Here is a 24,521-nt window from a genome sequence, read left to right as displayed (position 1 = left end):
ATTATCCTCCTTTACCAGAACAGTTATTGACCTGCAGAATTATCTCCACTTGTTCCAGTTCCTGAAGAATTGCCATTTGACTCATCAGTTACTACTGAACGGTAAATCTGGTAATTAGTAAATGGATTGGGATCTTTCCACTTAATGTTATTGTTCTGCTCATTTAACTTATTGAGTTTCGTTTCATCATTATCCAATACTTTTTTATCCAAGTCAAGATTGGTACGTATCTTGTCAGAAGCCTTTTGAAGCTCTTTAGTTGATGCTACCTGAATAGATGCTCCATCAATCCAAGCATCATGCCCCTGAATATAACCACTGGCAATATTCTGTGAACAGCCGCGGTAAGTCAGGGCTAAGGCTAACATATCATTAAACGTAAGGTTAGTTTTGACATATTTTGAAAAGATCTTAACCAACTTGCGATAATTCGTAATTGAATCAACTGAAATAGCTTTATGAACTACAGCAGTGATAACTTGTCTTTGACGCATTTGCCTGCCATAATCACCTCGAGGATCATCATGACGCATTCTAACATATGCTACAGCATGGCGTCCGTTTAAGTGTTGTTTTCCCTTGTGAAAATCACACCAATCATATGAAAACTTGAAAGGTACTTTAACGTCAACTCCACCAACAGCGTCAACTAGGCTTTTTAGTGCCTTCATATTTACTTCCACATAGTAATGAATAGGAACACCTATTAGGGCTGAAACGGTTCTCATTGAAGCAGAACTGCCTCCAATACCATATGCCGAATTAACCCGAAACATATTGTACTTGTTTCCAGGATCACCTAATATATTAGCAAGAGTGTCTCGAGGAATTGAAGTCATTGTCGACTTATTTTTAGCAGGATTTGCTGTTGCCAAAATCAAAGTATCCGAATTTCCTTTATCATGTCGTCCTTCAAGTCCCTGATCAACTCCGAGAATTAAAACAGAAATCGGCTGTCTGTTGGCAATTCTTGCAGATGTGGCATAATTGCCACCATTGCCATCAATTGCACTGTGCAAAGCAAAATACATGTGAGCTATCCAGGCCAGCCCGAAGCAGACACATAAAACAGTTACTATACCACAAATCCGAGCAAAAACGCTGCCTTTAAAGGCTTTAGCTGGTTCTGCTAAAGCAATATTTCGATGAAGATTTAGAGAAAAATGCTTTTTACGGTAATCTTCTCTGCGTTTTGAATTTGGATTCATTCTTCTATACAAACCCTTTCGTAGTTGTCCATCTATTATTTTTAACACTTTCAAACTTGAATTAAAATAATATCAATTATAATTAATAATATCTTATTTTTTAATCTTTAGTATAATTTAGTTAAATAGCTAAAAAGGAGAATCTTTATGTCAATTCCTAAACGTGATGAAGTCCCAGAAAATCTTAAATGGGATTTAACCAGGATATTTAAAACTGATAATGACTGGAAAGATGAATATACACTTGTCAAAAAAGAAATACCAGTTTTAAGCACTTTAAAAGAAAATTTTACCACTTCTGGTGCATCTTTATATAATGGTATTACTCAAATTTTAACAGTTAGTCGGAGACTGGAAAAAGTCTATTCTTATGCTACTCTTGCCAGTGATGTTGATACTGGAAATGCCCACTATTTGAGTTATGTAGCTCAAGTGCAGGGACTAGCAAGCCAGTTCGAAGCCGCTACTTCTTTTATAAATCCAGCAATTTTAAGTCTTTCAGCGGAAAAGTTGAGTGCTTTAGAACGAGAAGAGCCTAAACTCAGCAACTACAAACATTTGCTTGATCAAATTACGAGACTAAGACCATATACGCTATCTGCACAAGAAGAAAAGATAATTGCAGATGCTGGTGATGCTTTATCTGCTTCCGAAAATACCTATAACGTTTTAACCAATTCAGATATGGAATACGGTTATACTCAGGATGATAACGGTGAAATGGTTCAACTTTCAGATGGCTTATACTCACTGCTTATTCAATCCCAAAATCGTGAAGTGCGTAAAAATGCTTTTGATTCCATGTATACTACTTACGGACAATTTGAAAATTCCCTGGCAGCAACGCTTTCTGGTGCTGTCAAGGAGCATAACTATAGTGCACGTGTTCATCATTATCCATCGGCTCGTGAGAGTGCAATGAATGCAAATGGCGTACCATTAGTCGTTTACGATACTTTGATTGATGAAGTCGATGAACGCTTAGACCTATTGCATGAATATGTAGCTTTACGCAAACAGATTTTAGGCTTAAAGGATCTGCAAATGTGGGACATGTATGTTCCACTAACTGGTAAACCAGCATTGAGCTATACTTTTGATCAAGCTAAAGCAGAAGCTAAAAAAGCATTAGCACCATTAGGAGAGGACTATTTAAAGCAGGTCGACTATATTTTTAACAATCGCGTAATTGACGTAGTTGAATCACAGAATAAAGCTACCGGAGCATATTCTGGCGGTTGCTATGATACAGATGCATATGAATTGCTCAATTGGGAGGACAATGTTGATTCATTATACACATTGGTTCATGAAACAGGACACTCAGTCCACAGCATGTATACCAGGCAAAATCAGCCATATGTTTATGGTGATTATCCTATCTTTGTTGCTGAAATAGCTTCTACAACTAACGAAAATATCTTGACAGAGTACTTTTTAAATCACATTTCGGATCCTAAAACGCGTGCCTTTGTCCTTAATTACTACCTGGATTCTTTCAAAGGAACCTTGTTTAGGCAAACGCAGTTTGCTGAATTTGAACAAAAAATTCACGAAATGGATGCAAATGGTGAACCATTAACAGCTGATCGTTTAGATGATATCTACGGTAAAATTAATCAGCGCTATTACGGTGATGCAGTAGAGCCTGGGGGAGAAATTGCTAAAGAATGGGCCAGAGTACCTCATTTTTATTACAATTTTTATGTTTATCAATACGCCACAGGTTTTGCCGCAGCCACTGCCTTAGCGAATAATGTCGTTCATGGTACTACCGAGCAACGAAATGCCTATTTGAACTTTCTAAAAGCTGGTTCTAGTGATTATCCTGCTGAAATCATGAAAAAAGCTGGAGTTGATATGACGAAACCAGATTATTTAGAAGAAGCTTTTAAAATTTTTGCCAATCGTTTAAGCGAATTTAAGAAAATTATCCAAAATAATTATAATTAATACTTGCATCTTTTAGTTACAAATAATATAACTGATATGTAAATAATAATTTCTCACATCAAAAGCCACTCCTATTTTTAAGAAGTGGCTTTTTTCTGTTATAAAAATATTAATGATAGCCAAAAATCAGTCTAATGAGTTCCAAAACTGCCTTGCTAATTCTTGGTATAAACGACAGCCATCTAAATAAGCATTTACTTCTATATACTCATTTGGTTCATGATCAGTAGTTCCAGCTCCCGGTCCCAGAATAATAATAGGAAAACCTCCAGCTTGAATATATTCTGATGCATCTGTAGCAGCAGTCCCTGCAACAAATTCACTTGGCCTGCCAATTTCTTGCTCGACAACTTTTTGAGCCATTTTAGCTAATTTTGTCTGAGATTGGTCAGGTAAAGGCACCTCAGGAAAACTATATCTTATTTTTAGCTGAGCGCCATTTTTATTTAAATCAGCAACTATTTGTTCAAGTTCAGTATAAATTTGCTCATTGGGATATACTGGTGTCGTTCTGATATTTCCGGAAAGCCAAGCACTGTCGGGAACAGAATTAATTTGACTTCCACCCTGAATTTGGCTAACCACATGAGTAAAAGAGCCTAAAACCGGATCCTTTTTTTGATGACTGTCCATTAATTGTTGCGCTGCTTGTGCAAACTCAATCAGTGGCATTATAGCATTCTGACCTTTTTCTGGGGTCGAAGAATGAACGCAAATACCTTTAGAATAAACATAATAGTCAATAACACCTTTATGTGTCACACGTACGTCAAAGTTAGAAGGTTCACCAATAACAAGTCCATCCAGGTCAGAAGCATAACCTTCTTTAGTCAACTGAGCCGCTCCATATTCACCGGTTTCTTCGCCTACAGAAGCTAAGAGTCTAATACGACCGGGCATTTCTTTCTCACTATCAAGTAAATCAAGCATTGCAACAATCATTGCCGCCAGACCGGATTTCATATCGCTCGCACCACGCCCAAATATTTTTCCGTCTTTCAAAACGGGCATGAATGGGTCTGTATGCCAATTGGTCAAATTCCCAACTGCAACAACATCTTCATGCCCTGAGAAGCCTAACAATGGACCATGATCTCCAATGGTTACTACCAAATTATCTCTGCCGGAAGAATAAGAAAGTCTGTGAATTTCTACTGGATATCCGCTAAACAATGCGGTTATATAATCAGCTATCAGGCTTTCATGATCATTTGCCGAATCTATCGCTAACAAGTCTGTTAATATTTTAATCGCTTGTGTTTCTTCCACTTACTATCTCCCACCTAAGCCTCAAGAACTTTTGCTAAAAAGTCCTGTGCGCGCGGAGTTTGTGGCTGAGCAAAAAATTGCTGTGGTGCAGCTTTTTCTTGAATATAACCGTCAGCCATAAACCATACTTCATCTGCAACATTTTTGGCGAAACCCATTTCATGAGTTACAACTACCATAGTCATCCCTTTTTGAGCCAAATCCTGCATTACTTTTAATACTTCCCCCACCATTTCAGGATCAAGAGCCGAAGTGGGTTCATCGAAAAGCATTACTTCTGGATCCATTGCCAAAGCCCGAGCAATAGCAACTCTCTGTTGTTGTCCACCTGAAAGATTGGTTGGAAATGCTTCTGCTTTATCTGCCAAACCAACCTGGTCTAACAGCTCCATTCCTTTAGCTTTAGCTTCACTGTCACTCATGCCCTTTACTTTCATAGGCGCTAATTTAATATTTTCAATAATATTCATATGGGGAAACAAATTAAACTGCTGAAAAACCATCCCCATTCTTTCACGCAGTTGATCAAGCTGATCTTCACTTAAGGCAGTTAATTCCTTATCTTCAAAAATCACTTTGCCAGAGGACGGCTGATCTAATAGATTCAAACAACGCAAAAATGTACTTTTGCCTGCACCGGACGGTCCAATTAGACAAATAACCTGACCTTCATTTACCTGAGCATTAATATCCTTTAAAACTTTATTATTGCCAAAATTTTTCTGTAAATGTTCAACTTTAATTACAGCGTTTGCGTTAGTCATGATTCATTTTCCTTTCAAATACCTTCATTAAGCTAGATAAACCAAAAGTAATGATGAAGTATAAGATCATTGTAATTACCAATGGCATTACTCCGCGATAAGTATCGGCCTGGACTACACGTGATTGATAAATCAAATCCTTAACGCCAATTACCGAAACAATGGAACTTTCTTTAATGAGGGAAACAAATTCATTACCTAATGCCGGCCAAATATTTTTCATTGCCTGTGGCATAATAACATAACGCATAGTTGCAGTTCTTGATAAGCCTAAAGAGCGAGATGCTTCAGTCTGTCCCACAGCAATCGAATTAATACCCGAACGAATTACCTCTGCCACATAAGCTGCAGAGTTAAGGGAAACGGCAATTATACCCGACAGTAAAGCTGGGATATTTACTACTACTCCCAAGCCAAAGTAAATAAACAGCAGTTGTACCATTAACGGCGTGCCACGAATAAATTCTACGTAAGCTGTCGCAATTGAACGTGCAATTTGATTGTGTCCTAAGCGCATAAATGCCAGTATTGCACCTAACAAAAAGCCAAAGAAAACTGATATAGCAGAAATAAGTAAGGTGTAACCAACTCCCGCTATAAAGAAGTCTTTATATGCCCACATCGAATTAGACGCTTTGACTTCCTTTTTTGTTTTACCGGCAGTTAAATATTTTCCAGCTTTGGGTAAATATACTTTATCAATTAAATCTTTTTGCTTAATCTCTGCTATTGATTTATTAGCAGCTTTAACTAAACTATTGGCTCCCTTATGAAAGGCAACAGAAGTAGCAGACGACTCGGTCTTGAGGCCCGCTGGAATAACCATTATTCCATCGGTGTTTTGAGCAAAAGCCTCGGCCGTTGCCTTATCAACAGAAACTGCATCAACCTTATGCGTTTTTAATCCTAAAACCAGGTCGTTATCTTTATCCATGGTCTTCAGTTTGACATTTTTGGCCTGATTTTTGATCATCGTTGCCTGCATGCTGCCAGTTTGAGCACCAATTGATTTGCCTGCAAAAGACTTATAATTATGATATTTGCCTTTATCTTCTTTTCTTATCAGTAATTTTTGTTCACTTCTATAGTATGGCTGACTAAACGCAACGCTTTTAGCTCTCTTAGGTGTTGCGTTCATTCCGGCAATAACCATGTCAATTTTGCCAGTTTCAAGACCTACTAAAAGAGAGTCAAAGTCCATTGGCCGCACTACGAGCTTAACACCCATATCATGAGCAATTTTTTGCCCGATTTCAACATCCATACCAACTATTTTTGATTTGCCCTTAATGTTTTTGACAAATTCATAAGGAGGATAATCTGGACTAGTCCCCATGACTAGTTCCCCTTTTTTCTTGACTCTTCGTAGATAATTGTCGGTTCTTTGTTCAGTTTGTCCTTTATCAGCTGCTGCTGCGTTCTGGGGTAACAAGGTTAACATCATAACTGCTATCAACAAAGTTTCAAGCAATTTCCACGCTTTCTTCATAATTTTCCTCCATTATTTGTTTTTATTATGACAATTATAAAGATATAAAAATTAAATTACAACTATTAATTAAAAACAATTATTTTTTAAGCAATAAAAAAAGGCTCTGCAAGTTAGTTATAACACCTAATATATGCAGAGCGCTTTTTAATATTTAAGGCTGATTATGCTTGAGAAGCACCAGTTACAGCATCAGAGTCATTTTCTTTTAATTGATTCTCAGCTGTTACAGGATATGGCTTAGCTCTTGAAGGATCAGTATTTGACTTCAAGTTATCAGCAGTGTAATTAATATGAGTAATCTTGGCGTGTTTAACATCTTCAATTGTCTTGCAACCAGTCAATTGCATATCAATTAGTAATTCTTGGTTCAGTTGTTCAATAACTGATTGCACACCTTTTGCGCCACCAAGTGCAAGGCCGTATAAGTATGGGCGACCAACACCAACCATATCGGCACCAAGTGCCAAAGCCTTAAAGACATGTGAACCACGACGAACACCTGAGTCAAAGACAATTGGTACACGGTGGTTAACAGCTTTAGCAATTTCCGGCAACATATCAATAGTAGCAGGACCACAATCAACTTCTCGACCACCATGGTTGGTAACATAAATACCATCAGCGCCAGCACCCATAGCTAAATATGCATCCTCAGCACAAACAACGCCTTTAACAAAGACAGGTAAACCAGACATTTCCTTAATGCGTCTAACATCTTCTGGTCCGATCTTTTGGGCTGAAGAAGCATACATCTGCGCTACAGTTTGGCCTTCACCCTTTGCTCCTTGGTAACGAGTAAAGAAGTCTAGTGGAACAGGGTAGGCAAACTTAGTTCTGAGGTTAGCTTCACGAAAGCCTGAAACCAAAGCATCTACAGTAAGGAAAATTCCCTTGTAGCCAGCCTTTTTAACTGCATCAAAGACCATCTTGTTGAATCCCCAATCTTTACTGAGGTAAAGTTGGAAGAAACGTGGTGCGTTTGGAGCTGCTGCCGCAATCTCTTCTACACTCTTATTAGCATAAGTACTTGATGCAAACAAGGCTCCAGCAGCAGCTGCACCCTTTTGGGTAGCAATTTCCGCATCTTTATGAGCAATACCATGGCAGGCAATAGGTGAAATCATCACAGGTGTCTTTAATTTCATGCCCATAAATTCAGTATCCAATTGCGGACTATCCATATTTGTAAGAGCACGAGGCACAATCTGAAAGTGATTGAAGGCCGTAGTGTTATTACGCCAAGTCCACTCATTTTCTGATCCCGAAGCAATATAGTAGTATGCACCTTCTGGCATAACTTTCTTTGCACGTTCCTCAAGTTCATCGAGGTTAATCATCTTTAAAGCTTCTTCACGATCACTTTGGGGAAAACCGTTATAATATGATGTCATTTTTAAGACTCCTTCTTTAAATTAAAACTTCCACTTTCTATTATACATGTAAATGCTTACAAAAGTTAGTGAAATTTAAAAATAAATGTTTAAATAACGGGTTTCCTACTGGTTTTTTTTCACAAAGTCTAGTAAAAATAGTAACGCATGTTATTTTAAGCTGGTAAATTTTACAAACTACGCTTAATAATATGAGTGAAGTATGTAACAAGATAGATCGTAACTTCAATGACAGCAATAAAAAAAGTTACTGGTAGGTTCGTAATATAGCCTAAGTATAAGCCAAACCAGACGCCAACTAATGCAAAAAAGACAGACCAAGCTATCATTGCCGGAATCGTTTTTCCCAGATAATTCGCAGTGGCCGGTGGTAATGTCAACAAAATAAAAACTAAAAGTGACCCTACTATTTGAGCACCAATTGATACCGACATTGCCAGAGCAATTAAAAAAATAACACTGACTACACCAGTTTTTACTCCATGAGCAAGAGCACCAATATGATCAAATGAATCAAAATTTAATGAGCGCTGGATGATAAAAATCATTAACAGCACAAATACAGATAAAGCTGTTAGCTGGATGACACCCTGATGGTCAACGCCGATAATACTGCCAAAAAGAATATTCGTAGCATAATTGCTATTGGCTCCAGAAATGGCAAGGAAAAGTACCCCCAAACCCGTAAACAGAGCTGAAATAGCACTAATTGAGGATTCTTTTTGCTCACTATGAAGTGACAATTCGCCAACACTAATTGAGCCAAGAAGGGTAAACAAAAGCATCCCCCATAAAGGATTAATTCCGAGCCAGACTGCAAATGCAGCACCAGCAAAACCAATTTCAGAAAGCGTATGTGCTAAAAAACTAAAGTTGCGTGCGACTACATAAACACCGACAGTGCCACAAGTTATCGCAATAAAGGTACTCGCCAAAAATGCGTTGCGCATAAAACCATATGCAAACATTATTCATATGCCTCCTTAAATTGGGACATTTCACCATGTTCAATTTGACCATGATTTAAATATAAATAGTTTTGCATATACTTGTGAGCTAATGATATATCATGAGTTACAAACAAAACTGTTATTTTATGCTTTTCATTCAAATGTCTGATCAGCTTCATCAGCTCATCTTTAGCCATAGGGTCAAGACTTGCCGTGGCTTCATCTAAAATAATCATATTAGGATTATCAAGCAAGGCTTGTGCTAAATAGGCTCTTTGTTTTTGCCCGCCTGAAGCTTCCCCCATACGAGTATTTTTAATTTGATATAAATTTGTTTCCTCTAACTGCTTTTTTATTGCTTCCTTAGTTCGGCCGTTTTTAATAATCGGTGCATTCAAACTCACAAAAGCCTCAATCGATAATGGATATTCAGCATCTATATTGCGAAACTGAGGTACATAACCCAGACGAACATCATCTGCAAATTTAAAAGATCCCGAGCTAGGAGTCAACATCTTCATTAGAATATTTATTAAAGTAGTTTTTCCCGTACCATTAGGACCTAACAGTGCAGTCAATGAACCCCTTTTTAACTTGAACTTTAAGTTCTCAAAAACATTATTTTTATCAAATCTCATTGAGAGATTATTAACTTCTAAAATATCAGACAATTTGTATTTTCCTATATTATCTATTTAAAATTGCCCACTTTGACAAATTTATTAACATCAATTGGGTAATATTTGCGACCCTTAATCTTAACGCGACCGCCATATGTCCGCACATAATTACCACGGTATAATTTATTCATACCAACTCGTTTACCTTTGCCATCGTAAATATAGGCATTGTGACTTAACGGACGCAACTTGCCTTCAACATTGCTGGCAACGACAAATTGATTAACACCTATTTGCAAATACTTTCTTTTTTTAATAGTTTGATTGCCATAAATTGTCAACTTAGTGCCGGCTTTTTTAGTTGGTAAATCAGTTGCCTCACCATTTTCATCATAAACCAATGCATTATGAATCAAGACTTTGGTAGCAACTGGTTCAGGCAGGACAGCAGGCTTTTTAGCAGGTGCAGCAGGTGTTGGTGACGTTACTGTATTATCAACAACAGGTGCATTATTAGCTGGCGTTCCTTGATCATAATAATATTTAACCAGGTCAAAGAAATCATCCATTGAATAACCCCATTTGGCAAAGTAACCATCCGGATCAGTATGGTCAGTACCACCCAAAAATGTAGATACGGCATGGTGAGACCAAATTGTCCCTTTACCATCATGAACAGCGTTATCAGGTTCTAAATTATATTGGTGTAAAATTTGCGCAACATAAACAGCATCATTATTCACGCCTTTGGCAAAATCAGCCAGATTGTTTTCTTCACATAGTTCTACCTGAACAAAACGGTTGTTAGCAACAGGACCTGCACCCCATACACCGTAATCTGGACTTGTCATTTGAATGACACCAGTTTTATCCACAAAAGCATGAACATAAGAATAAATATTCATCCATTCGCGGTTAAAATAAATACATTCATTACGTGCAGTAGCATTTGGTGTAGCTGTTTCATGAATAACAACACCTTCAGGCTTACCGTTGCGATAATTAATTGGATTAGCAGCAGAAAAATCGTTGTATTTGATACCTTCTTGCGCTAATACCTGCTCTGCATAAGTTACACCGCTGAAACTATTTTGTTTAGCAGTATCATTAATTGTACTACTTGCCTGTACTATCGTTGTCTCTGGAGCAGCTACAGTTGCAATGCTTGCTCCTAAAGCTAAAACGGCAATTAATTTTTTCATTTTCAACGCCTCATAATAATTACTTTCGGACTACTTCAGCCAAATCCTGATAACTATCATTCATCCAATCAAGATAATTGGTATTATCCGGGATAGTTTCCCTTACTTTTAAGATACGGATGTTTTGCTTTTTAGCCAACTTTAGAAAAGTGTCAACTGTAGAACTTGAAGTTTGTTCATTGATCACAAAAAATGCAATTTTCCGCTTCTTAATGCCTTCTGTCATTTTCTGAACAGCTGATGGACTCGGATCTGTATTATTTTGGATTGCTTTCTCAAAGTCTTTATTTGCGACTTTAATGTTGACAGAACTTAACGCATAGTCAAAAACTGGCTCACTGACATAAACGGGCTTTTCAACGTGGTGACTTAATTTAGCAGAAGTCCTTTTAATACGGGCAATTTCAGCTAAATACCTTTTCCCGTTTTTTCTATAATAACGAGCATGCTTTGGATCTTTTTTACACAAGCTCTTAACTAAGTAATTAACATACTTGGTGGGCATAGTCAAATCAAACCAAATATGCGGATTATCACCTTTTTTTAAACCCATCAAGTCTTCACCAATGCGAACCGGCTTTTTGTCAACTGAAGAAGCCAATTTATCCATCCAGCTGTCGTAACCTAGGCCATTTTCTATTACTATGTCTGCGTTAGATAGAGCCTTGGCATCGTTAGTAGTAGGTTGAAAATCGTGAGGGTCAATTGCAGATTTTTTAATAATTGCTTCTGCTTTGCCATATTTGCCAACTATATTTTGAGCAATGTCAGAATAGACATTCGTCGTCGTCATAATTGATATCTTACTGCTTTTGTGTGACTTTTGTGAACATGCACCTAATGTTAAAAGAACTATGCCTAATAAGGTAACTGCAGCAAATAATTTTCTAAATTTAACAAATTTCAATATTGTTGTCATTCCTTTTCGTTTTTAAGTGTAGTTTTTAAGTAATAAGGCAACTTTTTAATTGCAGTACAAAATAAAAGTTACTTACAATTAATAACCATTATACACTAATTAGGGATTGCTTTAAAAGCAACGCCTTATTATAGTTTTGTTACAGTTTAATTGCTTTAAAAAATAAATTTAGCGTAATCTAAAAAGCACACGATTCATTCGTGTGCTTTTAGAGTAAGTAAACAAACAACTATTAAAAATATAAATTACAACCCAATTAAGTGGGCAAAAACTGGAACTAACAGATTATCTACTAAAGCTGTGGCCACAACTGCCACTGCAGCAGTAGCTCCTTGCACAGAACCCAATTCCAATGCAAAAGCTGAGCCAATAGTATGTCCTGCAGAACCTAAACCCAAGCCAGTTCCTAATGGGTCACTATTCAAGTTAAACCACTTAACTAATTGCTTACCTAAGGCATAAATTACTACAGCATTGAGTATGCATGCCATAGCAGTAACTGAAGCATTGCCCCCGATAGCTTTTGTTATTGGCATTGCCACTGCAGTAGTAGCAGACTGACTTAGCATTGACTTTATTCCAACAGTATTTAAACCAACTGCTTTAGCAACAAGTGTTATTAAGGCCATTGAAATTAGCGTACCGAAAACCAACCCTAAAAGAATTACCAGCCAGTTTTTCTTTACAACATCATTACGCTTATACAATGGTACTGCGAAAGCAATTGTAGCTGGGGTGATGAACCAGAAAATAATGTCGCCACCTGGTTTATAAGCTTTAGCATAAACAGTAGCTGTTGAAACGTCAAAGCACTTAGCAAGGATAATTAGGATTGCTATTCCCAAAACCATTGCTACAAAGAGTGGTTGAAAAAGGAAAAAACCTTTTGATTTTTTGAACAGCCATTGTCCAGTTAAAAATACAATTAATGACAAGAAAACTCCAAATAATGGATTAGTAATATATTGCATTATTTAACATCCCCTACTTTTTTGTGATTAATAACAGTTAGTTGATTATTAGTTACTTTTCCTATAACCCAACTAAAGAATTTAGTTGTATAAGCAGTTACAACTAACAAAATGATTGTAGAAGCAATTACTACTATAATTAGTTGTATTCCCTGCTCTTTCATAATCTTTAAATTTGCAGCTAATGAGATTCCAGATGGAACAAACATAAAACTAATTAGTGAGATTAATGCACTGCCAAAAGAATCTACCCATTCAACTTTAATTACATGGACGGTTAATAAAAAATATAGCAAAACTAACCCTATTACTGGAGTCGGTACGGGAAAAGACTTTGGCATCAAATCAGAAATTACTTGTGCCACAAACAAAATTGCAGCATAAATAAACATTTGTACTAAAATTGGAGCTGATTTTGTTTTTTCTTTTTTCATAAGATCGATTTCCTTTCTCATTTTCAGCTTTCTTGCTTTCAAGTAATAAGATAATAGAAAATACGATTTTTGTAAGCGATTAACTCGTGAATTGCAAAAAATGACCTGTGAACTGCACTAAAGCAAATTCACAAGTCAAAACAAATTAGAACACTATTTACAAACCTAATTTTTGATTTAATTCTTTGCGGTAGGATCGACCTACCTGAACTCTGGAATCATTATTCATAATCAACATCAATGTATGATTAAACCAGGGCTGAACCTCCTTGATATCTTCAATATTTACAATTGCATTTCTATGTACTTGTAGAAAACATGGATCCGTTAATCGTTCCTTTAGCCAAGCTAAGGTCTTGCGTGTTTCATATTTTTGCTTGTTCGTTTCAATCGTTAGTACACCATTATTAACCGTTGCAGCTATTACTTCCAGTTTCTTAATAACAACATTGCGATCCTCAAGCTCAATACTAAGAACGTCACTTTCCGCTTTTTGAGCCTGCACAGAATTGTTATTTTGACTGTTTAAAACTTTCACAGCCTTTTGCAGTGCCTGATCAACCCTCTCTTGTTCGAATGGTTTCAGAACATAGTCAAGTGCACCAACATCAAAAGCCTTCACAGCATAGTTATCGTACGCTGTAGCAAATACAATCATCGGTGAATAACTCAGTTGTTTCAATTCATCGGCCAACTCAAAGCCATTTTCTTCATTAAGTGAAATATCTAAGAATAGCAAATCAATTTTATACTTAAGCAAAGTTCCCTGTGCTTCTTTAATATCTTCTGCTTCATAGAGTTTAATATTTTGTTTATTTAAAACTGAACTTTTTTTGATCAAATAAGATAATTCAGTGCGGGCTAATGGTTCATCATCAACTACTAAAATTCTCATTTTTAGCTCCCTCTTAACCTTCAAAATCATTTTTTTCAGCTTGTTTTAGTGGTATCTCGGTTTGAAAAGTCGTTCCACTCTCACCAGTTTTGATATGCAATTGACTATTAGTGCCATATAGGCCTATCAGCCGTTTATTTAAATTATAAAGTGCTGTACCGCTGCCGCCAGATTCACTTATTGGTTCTTGACCCAGTCTTTTTAAAATTTCCGGTTTAATACCTACACCATTATCACTAACTAAAATCTGTAAGTAATCATTTTTTTGACTTAAATTAATGACAATTTTGTTACCAGTTTTTCTACCTTTAAAAGCATGCTTAATAGCATTTTCCACAAAAATTTGTAAACAAAATGATGGCAGCAACGTACTATCAGGCACACTAATTTGATAGTTAATTGTAAATTTATGTGGAAAACGCAGCTCTTCAATTCCGGTATAAGCACTAACATATCTTTTTTCCTGATCAAGGGTAATTTCTTTTGCCTGACCATTTTTCAAGCTTAATCTAAAAAAGGTACTAAGCTGCATTAATGCTCTGTGAGCCTCGCTAACGTTAACCCTCATTAAGGCTCCAATTGTATTAATTGCATTAAAGAAAAAATGCGGATTAATTTGCACTTGTAATGCTCGTATTTCTGCTTCATTTACCAAACTGGTCTGCTGTTCTGCAATACCAATAGCCAGTTGTCCAGAAAAAATCATAGCCAAACCGCGAACCAGATTTTCTTCGACCACAGTCATTTCTTGTTCAGCACAAAAGTACAGTTTTAGTGCTCCAATCGTTTTTTTATTTACTTGCAGTGGACAAACGATAGCGGATGTTAATGGACAATTCGGATGAGGACAACCAATTTCTTCTTTTGAATGTGCCAGTTTTTCATGTCCCGAAGCAATAACCGTTTTTGATAAATCAGTTATTACGGGCTCACCAGCAATGTGGTGATCTTGTCCCGCGCCAACATGAGCCAGTACATTAACACGATCAGTTAAGCCTACGGCATCAAAATTAGTGTATTTTTTGATAATTTTACAGACATGCTCTGCAGAATCAAAGTCGAGACCATGACGAAAATAAGGCAATGTTTTATTAGCCAATTCCAAAACATCTTTAGTTTGCACAGCCCGTAGTTGACGCTCATTTGATAAATAGGTTTTCAAAATTTCTATGAACAAGCAAGAGCCAATTGTGTTTAATAATATCATGGGTACAAAAATTAATTTGATCAAGCCGAAACCATGGAATGCAAAAATAAAGGCCATCTGAATTAGTTCTGCTAAAAAAGATAAAACTGCTACCCAAAAAGTAGAAGGATACAAGTTATTTTTCTTAACCTTATCACCTAAAACGCCAATTAAATATCCGATTAGAACAGAACTGACAATATAAAAATAATCCGAAAAGCCACCAAAAATCACACGGTGTAAACCACCCACTAAACCAACTAGAAGTCCTACATAGGGTCCAGCAGTCAGACTGGCGGTAGTGATAACCAACATCCTGGTATTTGCTATTGAGTCAGACTGGGGTAATTCTGTCAGAATAAGTGGGGTAACTATTTCTTTTGAACTCGAAATTTCTACACCAGTGAGATTGGCAATGACAACGAAGAGTGAAAAAATGATAAATAACCAGATTTGCGATTTTAAGGTTCTTTTTTCAATTAAATCCCTAAAAAAGCGCATGTTAACAAGGAGAAACGCCAGAATCATAATAATACCCAGGCGTTCTGATAATAATATGAATAGACTGAACACGTTTTTCTCCAATCCGTAAACTAAGCTGGAATTAACCTCTTATATCATATAAGTATGACAATTTTTTCAGTTTACGCAATAGAAATCGTATTCAACTGCTCAAAATAATACTTGAAATGGTGAAATCTATGCCTTAAATTCACTTAGGTTTTAAGACTTATTGCTTATGAAATTTATTAAACAGATAAAAGGCAATCATCTAACTGATAATTTGCTTTTATTTATTTGCTGTCAAGTGATACCATTAATAATATATTAATTGCTAAAACAGTGGAACTCAACTAATGCCATTGGCGGTCACGAAGAAGACGGAGGTCTTTTCTACAACGTGTCGAAGCTTAAAGGACATCAAGTATTAACTGAGACTAATGTTATGCATGGTAGCAAAATACACAATTGTGCTCACTGGTACCGTTCCAAGAAATTGGCCCGGAAATGGTCATTACATGAATATAAAGGATTTTTATACTAACGTTTTTATATCGTCAATATTTTTTAATTATACATCTGTAATACAATAGAAGAACCTATATAATTAAAGGTATTCAGCTTATAAGCATTTATTTACAAGCAAAAACTGCACTGAACTTTTTAAACAGATCAGTGCAGTTTTTGTATAATTCAATTAAATTTTGTTATTTATCTTCTTGTTGGTCAACCGGCTTTTTCCACAGTCCTAAAATGACACCAGCAACAATCGAGCCAATAATAGTAGCAACGAAGTAAAGCAAAATGTGGTTAGCAAGTGGAGATACCCAGAGACCACCGTGAGGTGCGGGAACGCCAATACGCCATAATCCGACTAGAGCGCCACCGACAGCAGAACCAATGATACATGAAGGAATAACGTGACCAGCATCTGCCGCAGCAAATGGGATAGCACCTTCAGTAATGAAGGAAAAGCCTAAAATCCAGTTGGTTACACCAGCGCGACGTTCATCCACAGTATATTTATTCTTAAAGAAAGTCGTACCAATTGCAGTCGCAAATGGTGGTACCATGCCCCCAACCATTACAGCAGCCATCATTACAGCAGCAACAGTTGAATGAGGATCATTGGCAAAAGCACCTGAAGCAAAGACGTAAGCAGCTTTGTTGAAAGGTCCGCCCATATCAATTGACATCATGGCAGCTAAAATAGTTGTCAAAACTACCAGGTTGCCCGTACCCATTTGGTTTAAGAAATTAGTAATTGCAAAGTTAACGGCACTAAAGATTGGATTAACAATGTAGTACATAATAAGGGCTATGAAGAGCAAACTCAAAATTGGGTAAATGAGCATTGGCTTCATCCCTTCAAGAGACTTCGGCAACTTGGCAAATAATTTTTTCAAGCCGACTACCAAGTATCCGGCAATAAATCCAGAAGCCAGACCACCTAAGAAACCGGCAGGTGATTTAGCATTAGTTACAACATTGGCAACATAAGCACCACCATATGCACCACTATAAACCGTGGCCATAAAACCACCGACAAAACCGGGCATTAAAGCAGGCAAGTCACCGATTGATTCAGCGATGTAACCTGACAAAATCGGCACCATGAATGCAAATGCCATGTTACCGGCATTGTTTAAGAAAATGAAAGCAGGAGATTTTGGACCACCAGCATAGTTTTCCACAATAAAGGAGATTGCCATTAAAATACCGCCACCGATAACAAATGGCAACATGTGGGAAACACCGTTCATTAAGTTTTTGTAGATTGAACCCCAAACGCCTTCTTTAGAGTTGTCACTTTCTTCATTACTCTTTTCACCATTAGAATGGTAAACGCTGGCTTTTGAATCTAAAATGTTATCGATCAATTCGTCAGGTTTGTTGATGCCGTCAACAACTGGGCGAGAGATTAACGGTTTGCCTTCAAAGCGGGGCATATCAACTTTCTTGTCCGATGCAATGACAACACCTTGAGCACGGCTAATTTCAGCAGCTGTTAATTTATCTTTGACACCTTCTGAACCGTTGGTTTCAATGCGAACATCAACACCGCGCTTTTTACCTGCCTTGATCAAAGCCTCTTGAGCCATATAAGTGTGGGCGATACCGTTAATACAAGCAGTAACACCAACAATTAAAGGCTTTTCTTCCTTATTAGATTCATTTGTACTTGCAGCCTGTTCTTTCTCGGCTTTCTTATCTTGATCCTTTTGTTTTTCAGCATCTTCAAAAAGCTGTATTACCTCTTCAGGTGTTTGCGCTTTTTTAAGAGCATTAACCAGATCGGGATCAATTAATAAACCAGATAACTTAGCTAGAGCTTCAAGGTGAGTGTTATCAGCACCATCAGGTGCAGTAATCATAAAGAATAAATGAACTGGTTGACCATCAAGTGAATTGTAGTCAATTCCCTTTTCGCTTTTAGCAAAAAGCACACGCGCCTTGTTGATCGTCTTATTACGGGCATGAGGCATTGCAATTCCATCACCAATGCCTGTGGTAGATTCATTTTCGCGAGCCCAAATTGACTTGATGAATTCATCTTCGTCATTGACGATGCCGGTTTTGACTTCCAAGTCTGCCATTTTCTTAACGGCATCTTCCTTATTAGTCGCTTTAAGCGACATAATCATGGATTCAGGAGCCAAAATATCTTTAATTTTCATTTTAAATTCTCCTCAAATTACGAAATTTCTTCAACATTAATTTGCGGCAAAACCGCATCAATCTGACTTTTAACAGCTATATCTTTAGTAAAAGCTGTGGCAGCACCACAAGCCATACCAATACGAAAACTTTCGGCTGGATCTTTTGTTTTAACATAAGTGCCGACAAAGCCAGCTATCATTGAATCTCCAGCACCAACCGAATTAACAGCAGTTCCAACAGCTGCTTTGGCATGATAAAAATGTTTAGGCGTAATCAAGTAGCCACCTTTACCAGCCATGGAGACCATAACATTTTGTGCACCCATGTCAAGCAATTTGCGCGCACACTCAAGCATCTCCTGATCTGACTCAAATGTAGTTTTGAATAAATCAGCTAGTTCGTGATGATTTGGCTTAATCACAAGTGGCTTATAACTCAAAGTATCAAGCAAAGCCTGGCCGGTGGTATCAATTACAAATTCTGCCCCTGCTTCTTTAATAATAGGTAGAAGTTCCTTATAAAAATCAACCGGCAAGCTTGGTGCTAAAGAACCACTCAAAACCACAATGTCACCTTTTTGCAAATCGCTAAGATGTGCTTTAAAAGCAGTTATTTCCTGATCTGTAACATTGGGACCAGCAGCATTAATCTCTGATTCTTCTTCTGCATGCACCTTAACATTAACGCGGGTCACGTCAGAAATGGTGACAAAATCATTAACAATGCGGCGCTGATTTAGCTGACGCACTAATTCTTTACCCGTAAAGCCACCAACAAAACCCCAAGCGGTGTTATCAATATCTAACTGGTTAAGAATTTGGGAAACGTTAATTCCCTTGCCACCTGCCAGAAACGTGCAGTTATCTGCGCGATTAACTTCACCACGGTTAACCTGTTCCAATTGGATCACATAATCCAAAGCTGGGTTAACTGTAACCGTATAAATCATTAGCATATCTCCTTCAGGTTAATTTTTGCGGGCAGTAAATTTTTGTCCTTTGTAGTTAAAGAAGTGGTTATTATTGTTACATCTTTTACTTTCGCAAAGGTAGCAAAACTACGCTCACCAATTTTAGAAGTATCGGTCAAAATGTATGCATGATTTCCCCGAGAAATTTCTATTTTTTTAATTGCCGCTTCTTCAGTATCGGGAGTTGTCAAATTGCCTTGGCAATCAAGTCCATTAGTGCCGATGAAACTGGCAGAAAAATTCATTTCTTGCAATTGCTGCAAAGCAGTCTCTCCGACTACTGCATGGGTATCTTCCTTTATTCGACCACCTAAAAGTATGGTCTTAATTCCGTTATTAAGAGCACAAAGTGCAGTCTCTAAACCATTAGTCACAATCGTTACTCCTGGAATCATCGCAATAAAAGGAACCATTTCATATGTTGTAGTACCCGCGTCAATAAAAATGTAATCATCTTTATGTACATAGTTTTTAACAGCATATTGAGCAATCAGCTTTTTAGCATCGTGATTCATTGAAAAACGAATATGTTGGGACACATCATGAGTAAAATTTTTGACTGATTGCGCACCACCATGTACTCGTTTAATCAGACCTTTTTCTTCCATCTGGTTAAGATCACGTCTAATCGTTGACTCAGACGTTGAGGTCATTGAACAAAGGTCACTTACCCGACACAAACCATGCTGGTTAACGTAATCTTCAATTACTTTTTGTCTTTCCGGTGTTAGCATACATTTCACCCCAGACAGTATTTTATTCGCTTTAAAAATTAAAAGCAATCATTTTCAATCATAATTCATCATTTTCTTGCAAAAGCGTTCATTTTTGGCTAAAAATAATGGTTGTCTATGATAAACCTTGATGGCTTCAATGGTAATTTGCCACAGAGGACATAAATAACAGCTAATGTGTTTACTTAAAATTTTTGCTCTAATTAAACCCATAAAAATAGTCCAACCACGAATATGGTAAAATTAAAATATTACGTTATCAAAAGAAAGGTTATAAATTTAGTTATGAAAGACGAGCAGTCTCCAGAATCATATCCCAAGATTTCTAGCAAACACCATATGAGAATTCACTGGAAAGAATTTTTCAAAAGTTCAGATGATACCTTAGTCAAAGATATCACCTTGGTAGAAAAAGGGTCTTTAGTCGGAAGAATTGGTATAATGCTGCTGCAATGCGGTACTGGAGCCTGGCGGGTTCGTGATTCGATGAATACTATTGCACGTGCACTTAAAATCACATGTTCAACAGACATTGGCCTGGTAACTATTAGCTATACCTGCTTTGATGTTGACAACAAGTCTTACTCACAGACTCTTTCCTTACCAACTACAGAAGTAAATATGAACAAGCTCAATGAAATGGAAGAATTTGTCCGTAAATTTGAAACTGAGAATGATTATTTGACTATTGGAGCAGTTCACCACAAACTGAATCAAATTGAACGCCATACTCAAAATTATCCTTTAATCATTTCCGCTTTTAGTGCCGGTCTGGCCTGTGCCAGCTTTATTTTTCTACTTGGTGGAGGAATACCGGAAATGTTATGTACATTTTTTGGAGCCTTAATTGGAAACTATATTCGTCAACTTTTAGGAAGAAAAAAAGTCACTCTCGTTGCCAAAATTGCTGTTGGGGTAGCTGTTTCCTGCGCCGTATATTTTATCTGTTTTAGATTAGGCACAATAATTTGTGGTTGGAGCAATAATCATGCATATGGCTACATTGGTTCAATGCTTTATGTCATTCCTGGATTCCCCTTTATTACTTCTGGTCTTGATATGTCAAAACTTGATATGCGATCAGGACTGGAAAGACTGGCTTATGCAATACTAGTTGTCATGATTGCATCAATGGTAGGCTGGGGGACGGCTACCATACTCAACTTATCACCAGGTGCTATGCCTAAATTAAATCTTAATCCAACATTACTAACAGTTTTCAGAATAATTGCCAGTTTCTGTGGTGTTTTTGGATTTTCAATCATGTTTAATGCTAAAGTATCAATGGCAACAGTAGCAGCAGCCATTGGAGCCTTAGCGAACACTTTGCGACTTAGCTTAGTTGAATTTAATCACGTACCGGCCGCCTTAGCAGCGTTCACCGGAGCACTATTAGCAGGACTGATTGCCAGCTTTGTGCGTGATAAAGTTGGTTTTCCTCGGATTGCAATTACCGTTCCTGCAATTGTAATAATGGTTCCCGGTTTATACATGTATCGAGCTGTCTTTAATTTTGGTATTACTAATATTAATGTCGGAGCTTATTGGATTATGGATGCTTTAATGATTATTACTGCCCTTCCAATCGGTTTACTTACTGCTCGGATTTTAACGGACGCAAAATGGCGCCATTGCGACTAAGTTCATTCAAGGAAAATTCTTTTTACCTAACTAGATTTTTAGTTAGGTTTTTTATTTGCATCTAGCTTTATTAAGAACATATATCCATAAATGTTTAAATTTGTTCGCTTTTTATCTATTTTTGTTATTAAAATTATGCTAAACTAAGATAATGAGTTAAAAACAAGAACATTATTAAGGAGGATTATATGAGTTCAGTCGTTACACCAGAATTTACCCGTGGCCTGCCTAAAGCAGAATTGCACTTGCATATTGAAGGTACTTTAGAGCCAGAACTAAAACTAAAATTAGCTAAACGCAATCATGTCGATATAGGTCAAACGACCATTGCAGATGTCCAGAAGACGTACAATTATCATGACTTAGCATCATTTTTAGCTGTGTATTATCCAGCAATGAATGTTTTACAAACTGAAGAAGACTTTTACGACTTGGCTTGGGATTACTTAACTAAAGCTGCTGCCAACAATGTACGGCACGTTGAACTCTTTTTTGATCCCCAAGCTCATACCAGTCGCGGCATTCCCTTTGAAGTCGTTCTAAACGGACTTTATCAAGCTACGATTGATGCCAGAGCTTTAAATGTCGATGCTCATTTGATCATGTGCTTTTTACGTGATTTTTCAAAGGAATCAGCTAGAAAAACACTTCACGAAGGTCTGAAATACAAGGATAAAATTATTGGCATTGGACTTGATTCTGATGAACACAATAATCCTCCTCTAAAGTTTGCCCGGCAATTTGAAGATGCAGCAGCTGCCGGACTGCATATCACCACTCACTGTGATATTGATCAAAAAGATTCAATCGAACATATCCGTCAAGCTTTAGAAATTATGGAAGTTGAACGTCTTGATCACGGTACCAATATCGTGGAAGATCCAGATTTGGTAGAATTAGCAGCCAAAAGACAGATTGGCTTAACATCTTGTCCTCTGTCTAATAGCTTTGTGTCACCAGAGATGAAAGGTAAAGAAGTAATTGACCTTTTGAATGCAGGAGTCAAAGTGTCAATTAACTCAGATGATCCAGCCTATTTTAAGGGTTATATTAGTGATAATTATTATGCTTTGGCACAAAAATATGATCTTAGCAAAGATAAAATAGTGCAACTTGCTAAAAATTCTTTTGAAACTTCTTGGATAAGTCAACGACAAAAGCAATTATATCTAGATGAAATTGATCAATTTGTAAAAGCAAACTCATAACTTAAAAATACAAACAAAAAGGCCAGCTCATATTAAATGGGTTGGCTTTTTCGCTGGTATAATGTTTTATTTTATCTCTTAGAAATTATTTTTTGATTATTTTACTTCTGAGCTGCAATTGCTTTGATTGCATTACGTCCTGAAAAGATGCAATACCCTGCATGTGTTCCTGGAATATTAACACCGTAAGTGTCACCATAAAGAACTGCAGAGCCATCGCCACCAATAGCATACAAACCTGCAATAGGTCTGCCCTTTGTATTCAAAACTTCGTTATTGGTGTTTACGCGTAGTCCGTCACCTGTAGTGTATGCACCTACACCTAATTCGATAGCATAGAATGGGCCGTCTCCATCAATTGGCAACATGTATTTGGCCGGTTTATGAAAATCAGTATCTTCACCATTTGCTGCCATTTCATTATAATGCTTGACGTATGCCACTAAGTTGGGAGTATCAATTTCTTGAGCTAATTCTTCCAGCGTTGCAGCTTTATGCAGGTATTCGCGACCTTCTTTTTCAGCTTTGGCAATATCATCACGCAAAGTTGGGTATCTGTCTTCTGGAACAAATGGCTTCATGGATCTTGGATAAGACTTGTCAGTAAAGTCATCCAAGATCTTTTGGCTAAAGATGCAGAAGACGCGGTCTTGACGGTTCATTGAATTGCCTTCATTAGCCCAGTTGACCACAGCTGCACTTTCGTCGACAAAGCGCTCGCCCAGTTCGTTAACCCACATTTGCGGTTGATCACAAACAGAACTCCAGATAGCAGTACCCCACAATTTAAATGATGGGACTGTCTTATCTTTCAGCTGACCGCCAAACATCATTGCCATTCCAGTAAAGTACTTCTTAGCACCTAATTCCCAAGCAAGTCTCAAACCATCCCCAGTGTTTTTACCAGAGTTAACTGGAATAATATTGTCTGGATTTTGGTGAGGCGTACTTTCTAATAGTTTTTGGTCATTTAAATAACCACCGGTAGCAAGCACAACATTTTTGGCAGTAACTACTTTAGTAACTTTTTCAACTACATTAGTTAGTGTTACATCAAAAGTGTGATCAGAATTTTGCTTTAAGTCAGTCACTCTAGTTAAGGTAGCTATGGTAATGCCTTTTTTCTTAGCATATGGTTCCAAGCCGTTGTGAATGGCATCATGACCCTTGCCTTTAAACAAGTGCCAAGTTCTAGCACCAGAACCTAGATTAGCTACCATTTCAATTTCAGCACCATGATCTTCGAGCCAGGAAACATTTTTGCCGGCATTGGCAATGTATTTTTGCCACATCTTGCCGTCTGCTTTGTAGTGCGAATAAGTTAACTCTTCTTTGAGCAAATCATCCTTATCAAGAGTTGCATTGTCTTTTTTTTGCATTTCGGAATCAGCAGCAAAAACTCCTTCAACATAATTACCAGTACCGCCTGTTGTTTTACCTTTTTCAACCAGCAAGGCTTTCAAATTATTATCAACAGCTTCATCTGCAGCAGCAAAGCCTGCAAGTCCTGCTCCTACAATTACTACATCATATTTTTCTTGCGTCATAGTTT

The 24,521-nt window shown here is 37.2% G+C and carries 21 protein-coding genes; 4 read left to right on the top strand and 17 right to left on the bottom strand.

Going from position 1 to position 24,521, the window contains the following annotated elements; all coding sequences use genetic code 11:
* Positions 1-23 precede the first annotated feature (23 nt).
* Positions 24-1,208, bottom strand: coding sequence for an LCP family protein (locus LDM90_RS01795; RefSeq protein ID WP_198212393.1), 1,185 nt, complete (start codon positions 1,206-1,208; stop codon positions 24-26).
* A 147-nt stretch (positions 1,209-1,355) separates the two neighbouring features.
* Here LDM90_RS01795 and pepF point away from each other — a divergent pair, with 147 nt between their 5' ends.
* Positions 1,356-3,161: an oligoendopeptidase F gene (gene pepF / locus LDM90_RS01790; RefSeq protein ID WP_223897549.1), complete on the top strand. Its 1,806-nt coding sequence runs from the start codon at positions 1,356-1,358 to the stop codon at positions 3,159-3,161.
* Between the two features lie 126 nt (positions 3,162-3,287).
* On the opposite strand, the gene LDM90_RS01785 is transcribed toward pepF, so the two are convergent.
* From LDM90_RS01785 to LDM90_RS01730, 12 genes are all read right to left on the bottom strand, one after another.
* A complete protein-coding gene (locus tag LDM90_RS01785; protein WP_223897551.1) occupies positions 3,288-4,430 on the bottom strand; it encodes an ArgE/DapE family deacylase in 1,143 nt (380 codons plus the stop codon).
* Positions 4,431-4,444: 14 nt separating this feature from the next.
* Positions 4,445-5,194: an amino acid ABC transporter ATP-binding protein gene (locus tag LDM90_RS01780; RefSeq protein WP_223897553.1), complete on the bottom strand. Its 750-nt coding sequence runs from the start codon at positions 5,192-5,194 to the stop codon at positions 4,445-4,447.
* Positions 5,187-6,683, bottom strand: a complete 1,497-nt coding sequence (locus tag LDM90_RS01775; RefSeq protein WP_223897555.1) for an ABC transporter substrate-binding protein/permease — start codon at positions 6,681-6,683, stop codon at positions 5,187-5,189. The genes LDM90_RS01780 and LDM90_RS01775 overlap by 8 nt, the downstream gene beginning before the upstream one ends.
* A gap of 164 nt (positions 6,684-6,847) precedes the next feature.
* The gene (locus LDM90_RS01770) at positions 6,848-8,077 is read right to left on the bottom strand and encodes a (S)-2-hydroxy-acid oxidase (RefSeq protein ID WP_198212401.1); all 1,230 of its coding nucleotides are present in this window, start codon (positions 8,075-8,077) and stop codon (positions 6,848-6,850) included.
* A gap of 170 nt (positions 8,078-8,247) precedes the next feature.
* Positions 8,248-9,045 carry a metal ABC transporter permease gene (locus LDM90_RS01765; RefSeq protein WP_223897557.1) on the bottom strand — a complete coding sequence of 266 codons (798 nt, stop codon included), beginning with the start codon at positions 9,043-9,045 and terminating at the stop codon, positions 8,248-8,250.
* Positions 9,045-9,665: an ATP-binding cassette domain-containing protein gene (locus tag LDM90_RS01760; RefSeq protein ID WP_198212826.1), complete on the bottom strand. Its 621-nt coding sequence runs from the start codon at positions 9,663-9,665 to the stop codon at positions 9,045-9,047. Before LDM90_RS01760 ends, LDM90_RS01765 begins: the two co-directional genes overlap by 1 nt.
* Before the next feature lie 53 nt (positions 9,666-9,718).
* On the bottom strand, positions 9,719-10,855 hold the full coding sequence (locus LDM90_RS01755) for an SLAP domain-containing protein (RefSeq protein ID WP_198212405.1): 1,137 nt from the start codon (positions 10,853-10,855) through the stop codon (positions 9,719-9,721).
* A 13-nt stretch (positions 10,856-10,868) separates the two neighbouring features.
* The gene (locus LDM90_RS01750) at positions 10,869-11,768 is read right to left on the bottom strand and encodes a metal ABC transporter solute-binding protein, Zn/Mn family (RefSeq protein ID WP_223898657.1); all 900 of its coding nucleotides are present in this window, start codon (positions 11,766-11,768) and stop codon (positions 10,869-10,871) included.
* Positions 11,769-12,013: 245 nt separating this feature from the next.
* Complete coding sequence (locus LDM90_RS01745; protein ID WP_223897562.1) at positions 12,014-12,739, bottom strand: LrgB family protein; 726 nt, start codon at positions 12,737-12,739, stop codon at positions 12,014-12,016.
* On the bottom strand, positions 12,739-13,173 hold the full coding sequence (locus LDM90_RS01740) for a CidA/LrgA family protein (RefSeq protein ID WP_223897564.1): 435 nt from the start codon (positions 13,171-13,173) through the stop codon (positions 12,739-12,741). The genes LDM90_RS01745 and LDM90_RS01740 overlap by 1 nt, the downstream gene beginning before the upstream one ends.
* A 157-nt stretch (positions 13,174-13,330) precedes the next feature.
* The gene (locus tag LDM90_RS01735) at positions 13,331-14,068 is read right to left on the bottom strand and encodes a LytTR family transcriptional regulator DNA-binding domain-containing protein (RefSeq protein ID WP_198212411.1); all 738 of its coding nucleotides are present in this window, start codon (positions 14,066-14,068) and stop codon (positions 13,331-13,333) included.
* Between the two features lie 13 nt (positions 14,069-14,081).
* Positions 14,082-15,782: a LytS/YhcK type 5TM receptor domain-containing protein gene (locus LDM90_RS01730; protein ID WP_198212828.1), complete on the bottom strand. Its 1,701-nt coding sequence runs from the start codon at positions 15,780-15,782 to the stop codon at positions 14,082-14,084.
* 304 nt (positions 15,783-16,086) lie between these two features.
* Between LDM90_RS01730 and LDM90_RS01725 the strand changes: the two genes are divergently transcribed.
* On the top strand, positions 16,087-16,299 hold the full coding sequence (locus tag LDM90_RS01725) for a hypothetical protein (protein WP_223898648.1): 213 nt from the start codon (positions 16,087-16,089) through the stop codon (positions 16,297-16,299).
* Positions 16,300-16,462: 163 nt separating this feature from the next.
* Here the strand turns inward: LDM90_RS01725 and LDM90_RS01720 are convergent, their stop codons facing one another.
* Genes LDM90_RS01720 through LDM90_RS01710 form a run of 3 tightly spaced genes read right to left on the bottom strand, consistent with a single transcriptional unit; the run spans position 16,463 to position 20,120 of the window.
* Entirely contained in the window at positions 16,463-18,433 is a 1,971-nt protein-coding gene (locus LDM90_RS01720) for a PTS fructose transporter subunit IIABC (RefSeq protein ID WP_223898647.1), read from the bottom strand.
* A gap of 17 nt (positions 18,434-18,450) precedes the next feature.
* Positions 18,451-19,365 (bottom strand): 1-phosphofructokinase, encoded by a 915-nt coding sequence (pfkB, locus tag LDM90_RS01715; protein ID WP_034978156.1) that lies wholly within the window; start codon positions 19,363-19,365, stop codon positions 18,451-18,453.
* On the bottom strand, positions 19,365-20,120 hold the full coding sequence (locus LDM90_RS01710; RefSeq protein WP_223897566.1) for a DeoR/GlpR family DNA-binding transcription regulator: 756 nt from the start codon (positions 20,118-20,120) through the stop codon (positions 19,365-19,367). The genes pfkB and LDM90_RS01710 overlap by 1 nt, the downstream gene beginning before the upstream one ends.
* A gap of 285 nt (positions 20,121-20,405) precedes the next feature.
* Between LDM90_RS01710 and LDM90_RS01705 the strand changes: the two genes are divergently transcribed.
* Complete coding sequence (locus LDM90_RS01705) at positions 20,406-21,761, top strand: threonine/serine exporter family protein (RefSeq protein ID WP_223897567.1); 1,356 nt, start codon at positions 20,406-20,408, stop codon at positions 21,759-21,761.
* 188 nt (positions 21,762-21,949) lie between these two features.
* Positions 21,950-22,969: an adenosine deaminase gene (gene add, locus LDM90_RS01700; RefSeq protein WP_223897570.1), complete on the top strand. Its 1,020-nt coding sequence runs from the start codon at positions 21,950-21,952 to the stop codon at positions 22,967-22,969.
* Positions 22,970-23,070: 101 nt separating this feature from the next.
* Here the strand turns inward: add and vprA are convergent, their stop codons facing one another.
* Positions 23,071-24,516, bottom strand: a complete 1,446-nt coding sequence (gene vprA, locus LDM90_RS01695) for a vinyl phenol reductase (protein WP_223897572.1) — start codon at positions 24,514-24,516, stop codon at positions 23,071-23,073.
* Between the last annotated feature and the right edge of the window lie 5 nt (positions 24,517-24,521).

The sequence above is a fragment of the Lactobacillus huangpiensis genome, assembly GCF_019972815.1.
Taxonomy (GTDB): Bacteria; Bacillota; Bacilli; order Lactobacillales; family Lactobacillaceae; genus Lactobacillus; species Lactobacillus huangpiensis.
Note: the sequence above shows the minus strand (reverse complement) of the source record. Positions and strands in the feature narration are given on the sequence as shown.